This window comes from Kitasatospora sp. NPDC059747 (genome assembly GCF_042732955.1).
In the GTDB taxonomy this organism is placed as follows: Bacteria; Actinomycetota; Actinomycetes; order Streptomycetales; family Streptomycetaceae; genus Kitasatospora.
In genome coordinates, this window is record NZ_JBHWGV010000193.1 from 5,362 (window position 1) to 10,561 (window position 5,200).

5 protein-coding genes are annotated in these 5,200 nt (G+C 74.0%); 2 read left to right on the forward strand and 3 right to left on the reverse strand.

What is annotated here, in order from left to right:
• Positions 1–105 precede the first annotated feature (105 nt).
• Positions 106–900 (forward strand): carbohydrate ABC transporter permease, encoded by a 795-nt coding sequence (locus ACFV4G_RS41440; protein ID WP_380448443.1) that lies wholly within the window; start codon positions 106–108, stop codon positions 898–900.
• A gap of 25 nt (positions 901–925) precedes the next feature.
• Here the strand turns inward: ACFV4G_RS41440 and ACFV4G_RS41445 are convergent, their stop codons facing one another.
• The 3 genes from ACFV4G_RS41445 to ACFV4G_RS41455 all read right to left on the reverse strand — a co-directional run bounded on the left by ACFV4G_RS41445 (position 926) and on the right by ACFV4G_RS41455 (position 4,333).
• Entirely contained in the window at positions 926–2,530 is a 1,605-nt protein-coding gene (locus ACFV4G_RS41445) for a cation acetate symporter (RefSeq protein WP_380448445.1), read from the reverse strand.
• Positions 2,527–2,883: a DUF485 domain-containing protein gene (locus ACFV4G_RS41450; protein WP_380448447.1), complete on the reverse strand. Its 357-nt coding sequence runs from the start codon at positions 2,881–2,883 to the stop codon at positions 2,527–2,529. Before ACFV4G_RS41450 ends, ACFV4G_RS41445 begins: the two co-directional genes overlap by 4 nt.
• A gap of 214 nt (positions 2,884–3,097) precedes the next feature.
• Complete coding sequence (locus ACFV4G_RS41455) at positions 3,098–4,333, reverse strand: PucR family transcriptional regulator (protein ID WP_380448449.1); 1,236 nt, start codon at positions 4,331–4,333, stop codon at positions 3,098–3,100.
• 238 nt (positions 4,334–4,571) lie between these two features.
• On the opposite strand from ACFV4G_RS41455, the gene ACFV4G_RS41460 reads away from it, so the two are divergent.
• Complete coding sequence (locus tag ACFV4G_RS41460) at positions 4,572–5,075, forward strand: metallophosphoesterase family protein (RefSeq protein WP_380448451.1); 504 nt, start codon at positions 4,572–4,574, stop codon at positions 5,073–5,075.
• Positions 5,076–5,200: the final 125 nt, after the last annotated feature.

The following is a 5,200-nucleotide window of genomic DNA, read 5'->3' on the forward strand; positions in this document are numbered from 1 at the left end:
CGCCCTCACCCCCCCCCCCCCCCCCCGCCGGCCGGCGGGGGCGCGCGGGCCGCGCGCGCCCCCCCCCGACTCGCCGCCCTCACGCGCAGCGGACTCGTCCAGGCCGTGCTGATCGTCGCCGCCGTGGCCTGGCTGGTGCCCACCGTGGGCCTGCTCGTCTCCTCGCTGCGGCCCAAGCAGGCCGCCGCCAACGGCGGTTGGTGGACGGCCCTCACCAAGCCCGCCGAACTCACGCTGCAGAACTACTCGGCGCTGCTCGGCGGGGGCGACGTTCCCAAGGCGCTGTGGAACACCGTGCTGATCAGCGTCCCGGCCACCCTGCTCACCGTCGCCCTCGCCGCGGGCGCCGGGTACGCCTTCGCGTGGATGCGCTTCCCCGGGCGGGACGCGATCTTCGTCGGCGTCGTCGGGCTGCTGGTCGTCCCCGTGCAGGTCGGGCTCATCCCGGTCGCGAAACTGGAGGGCGCCGTCGGGCTGTTCGGCACCATCCCGGGCGTCGTGCTGTTCCACGTCGGCTACGGGCTGCCGTTCGCCGTCTTCCTGATGCGCAACCACTTCCTCGACATCCCGGCCGAACTCCTCGAAGCGGCCCGGATCGACGGCTGCGGCGAGTGGCGGATCTTCCGCACCCTCGCGCTGCCCCTCGCCGCGCCGGCCGTCGCCTCGCTGTGCATCTTCCAGTTCCTCTGGGTGTGGAACGACATGCTCGTCGCGCTCATCTTCGCGGGCAACGACGCGCAGCCGCTCACCGTCTACCTGCAGTCCCAGATGCGGCAGTTCGGCAGCAACATGGACATCCTCGCGCCGGGCGCCTTCCTGTCGCTGCTGGTGCCCGTGGTGGTGTTCCTCTGCTTCCAGCGGTTTTTCGTCCAGGGGGCGATGGCGGGGTCGGTGAAGTGATCCGGCCCTGACGCGGAGGTGACCGCTACTCGGCGTCCGCGCCGAGCAGCGTCCGCGTCTGCACCTCGTGGAACTCGGGCTCGCCGTCCGCGCGCCGGCTCCGGACGGTGGCCGCCCAGCCGAGCAGGAAGGCGGCCGGCACCGAGACCACCCCGGGCATCTGCAACGGGAACCAGTGGAAGTCGACGTTCGGGAACAGCGCGTCCGGCGCGCCGGAGACCGTCGGCGAGAACAGTTGCAGCCCCACGGAGGTGAGCAGTCCGCCGTACACCGTCCACAGCAGTCCGGTGCGGTTGTAACGGCTCCAGAACAGGCTGTAGACGAGGGCGGGCAGGACGGCCGACGCGGCGACCGTCACCGCCAGGGAGGACAGGAACTGCAGGTTGTAGCCCTGCGCGGCGACCGCGAGGGCGATCCCGACCGCGCCGACGGCCCCCACCGACCACCGCACCGCGCGCACCTCCGCGACCTGCGTCATCCGGCCCCGGCGCACCGCGCAGGCGGCCACGTCGTGGGCGAGCGCGGCCGCCGCCGCGAGCGTGATGCCCGCGACGACCGCCAGCACGGTGACGAACACCGCGCACGCGACGGCGGTGAACAGCGCGCCGCCCGCCGTCGTGCCCGTGCCGCCCTGCAGGTTGCCCGCGAGCAGCAGCAGGGCGGCCTGCCCGTTCGGGTCGACCGCCGAGATGAGCCGGCCGCCGAGCAGCGCGACGGCGCCCAGCCCGAGCACCACGACGGCCAGGCAGAACGCGCCGACCATGCCCACCGCGTGCCGGGTCGAGCGCCGGGCGGCGGCCCCGGTCGGCGAGGCGTTCACCCGCATGATCATGTGGGGCATGCAGGACGCGCCGAGGACCACGGTGAGGTGCAGGCCGACGAAGTTCAGCCAGCCCTCGGCGGAGTCGCCGAACCGCAGGCCCGGACGCAGGTAGGCGTCCGCCCGTCCGCTCCCCTTCGCGGCGGCGGCGAGCAGCGCGTCGACGTCCCAGTGGAAGCGCGCGAGCACCGACAGCACGACCACGAGGACGGTGCCGAGGGTCAGCACGACCTTGACGATCTGGACCAGGCTGGTGCCCTTCATGCCGCCGAGCACCGTGTAGCAGACCATCAGCATGCCGACCAGCACGGTGCAGAACTGCTGCACGCCGCTGTGGGTGAGCCCGAGCATGAGCGCGGTGGCCGTGCCCGCGCTGGAGAGCTGCACGACCAGGAACGGCAGCGAGACGGCGAGCGTCACCACGGCCGCGGCGATCCTCGGCGCGGCGCCGTCCGCGCGCAGGGCGAGGACGTCGCCGAGGGTGTAGCGGCCGGCGTTGCGCAGCGGCTGGGCGAGCAGGAGCAGGACGCCCAGCGAGAGGGCGGTGCTGAGGGCGAGGGTGACCCCGTCGTAGCCGTTCACCGCGACGATCCCGGTGGTGCCGAGCAGGGTGGCGGCCGAGATGTAGTCGCCGGAGAGGGCGAGGCCGTTCTGGAACGGTGTCAGCGTGCGGTTGGCGGTGTAGAAGTCGGCCGTCTCGTCGCCCTCCGGGCCGACCAGCACGCACAGCAGCAGCGTCACGCCGACGAAGACCAGGAAGGCGATGAGCACCATCGTCTGGGTGCCGGCGCCCGGGGTGGCGGGGTTCATCGGGCCTCCGTCCGGTGGCCCGCGCGCAGGCGCTCGGCCTCCGCGTCGCACCGCGCGGCCGCGCGGCGGTCGAAGCGGGCGGCCGTCCACAGCAGCAGGGTGCCCTGCACGACGCCGAGCAGCATGCCCACGGTGAACTGCCCGAGCACCTTCGTCCCCAGCAACCCGCCGGCGGTGCACGCGAGCACCACCGTGAGCGCGAGGGGCACGCCGTTGAGCAGCGCGAAGCCGCGGGTGATCCGCAGGGTGCGGCGGCGCAGGACGGCCAGCTCCCGGGGGCTGACGGCCGGACGCGCGCCGGGCGGCGGGGTGCCGGCCGACCGGTGGCCGAAGAGTGAGGGCGACGAGGGCATGAGGGTGGTCCTGGCGTCCTTGCGTCGGTGTGTGGGCGGGCGGGCTTCTCTGCTGGTCTGGTCGGCTGCGGGCGGGTTTCTCTGCAGACGGGCTGCGCGTAGTCCTCCATGATGGGGGCGCACCGGCGAGGTGACTCCTGTGCCGAACACAGAGTTCCGGGTCGGGAGTTGTCACGGATCACAAGTCGGATCACCGAGCAGGTCGCAAGGCGGATCACAGGGCGGCGTGCTCCAGCCGCCGGGTGTCCAGGGCGGCGAGCGCGGCGCTGAGCTTGATGCGGTCGCCGTGCTCGGCGGGGTTCAGGCCGGTCAGGGCGGCGATGCGGCGGATGCGGTAGTCGACCGTGTTCGGGTGGACGTGCTGCTGCGCCGCGACCTCGCGGCGGTTGAGGTTGCTCTGGAGGTAGAGCCGCAGGGTCGGCAGCAGGTCGGGCTTGTCGGCGATCGGGACGAGCAGCTCGGCGAGGTGGTCGCGGGCCGCGCCCGGGCGGGTGAGCTGGTGCTCGATGAGCAGGTCGTCCAGCAGGTAGGCGCCGGGCGGGCGCTGGAAGACGACGGCGGTGTCGCGCACCTCGGTCGCCAGGCGGACGGCGTCCGGCACCCGGTCGGGTGCGCAGATCGCGGCCCCGGCGGTGAGCGGCGCCCGCGCGGCGCGGCCGAGGTCCTCCATCGCGGCGGCCAGCCAGGGGCGGTGATCGGCCTCCGCCTCGGTGCGGGGCAGCAGGGCGACGCCCTCGGTGGCGGTCAGCTGGGCGAGGACGGGTCGGCCGGTGCGCCGGTCGAGTTCGGCGCGGATCCGCCGGATCTTCCGGCGGGCGGCGACGGCGGTGTCGACGTCCTCGCGCAGCTCGTCGCGGTGCGTGCCGATCGCCAGCGCGAGCACCAGGTAGGCGGGCGGCAGGGCGGTGCCGCTGTGGCGGGCCGCGGTGTGGATGTCGGTGCCGGTGAGCAGCGCCGACAGCATCGTGTGCCGGGCCGCGTCGCTCTCGCCGGCCTGCGCCTGGCGCTCCTCCAGGTACCCGGCGGTGACCTCGGAGACGGTGACCCGCAGGCCGGTGAGCAGCGTCCGGTAGGCGATGCCCACCTCGGCGGGCGGCAGGTAGCGGGCCAGGAAGTCGACGCACACCTGCGCGCCCAGGTAGTAGGCGTCGACCACGGCCTCGATCGGCACGCCCTCCTCCGCCCGGCGGGCGGCCGAGGCGCGCTGGTAGGCCCGCCACTTCGGCTCCAGCGGCCGGCCCGTCCGCAGCGACTGGGCGATGCCGCGGATGCTCTGCTCGGTGACGCGGCTGACGTCGTGCTCCAACTGCTCGGCGGGCAGCCGCCCGTACACCGGTTGCTCGGCCAGCAACCGCGCGGTTATCTCCGCCTTCAGCCGCGGCAGGTCGGCCAGCAGCCCCTCCGCCATGACCTCCCCGGTCGCCGGGTCACACGCGCTGTCATCCGTCACAATCACGCCTTCCGCTCGCCCGTCACGCACACCCTCCCCCGCACCGGCGGGAGTTGGCCGACCTGCATGCTAGGCGCGCGGCCGGACATCGGACCGTGTGACGCGTGGCACGGTCACGAAATCGGCACTCTCGGAGGCGGCGAGTGCCGCTCCGGGCCGGCCGGCGCCATGACCCGTCACAATGCGTACCGCCGCTTCGGCCGCGTCCGGGGATCCGTGCGCCATGCTGGAGGCCGTGCTGCGACTCCTGATGACCTCGGACACCCACCTGCCCACGCGTGCCCGCCGGCTGCCGCCGGTGCTCCTCGACGCCATGGCGGACGCGGACGTCGTCTTCCACGCCGGCGACTGGGTGGACACGGACACGCTCGACCTCTTCGAGGCCCGCTCCGCCCGGCTGGTCGCCGTCCACGGCAACAACGACGGGGCCGCGCTGCGCGCGCGGCTGCCCGAGGTCGCCCGGGTCGAGCTGCAGGGCGTGCGCTTCGCCGTCGTCCACGAGACGGGGCCCGCCAAGGGCCGCGAGGAGCGGTGTGAGGCCCGGTTCCCGGACGCCGACGTGCTGGTCTTCGGGCACAGCCACATCCCGTGGGACAGCTCCGCCCCGGGCGGCCTGCGGCTGCTCAACCCCGGATCCCCGACGGACCGGCGGCGGCAGCCCACGACGACGTACCTGACCGCTCTCGTGGGCGACGGCCGGTTGAGCGAGGTGCACCTGCACGACGTCCCGCGCCCTGTCTGAGGCGGTGCCTCAGTTCGGGCAGTACGTCGCCGGCAGCTGCCACTCCGGCCCGACCAGCCGCTGCTCCAGCTCGTCGATCGTGATCCGGATGCCGACCGTCCCCGCGAGTCCGACCCGGAAGCGGC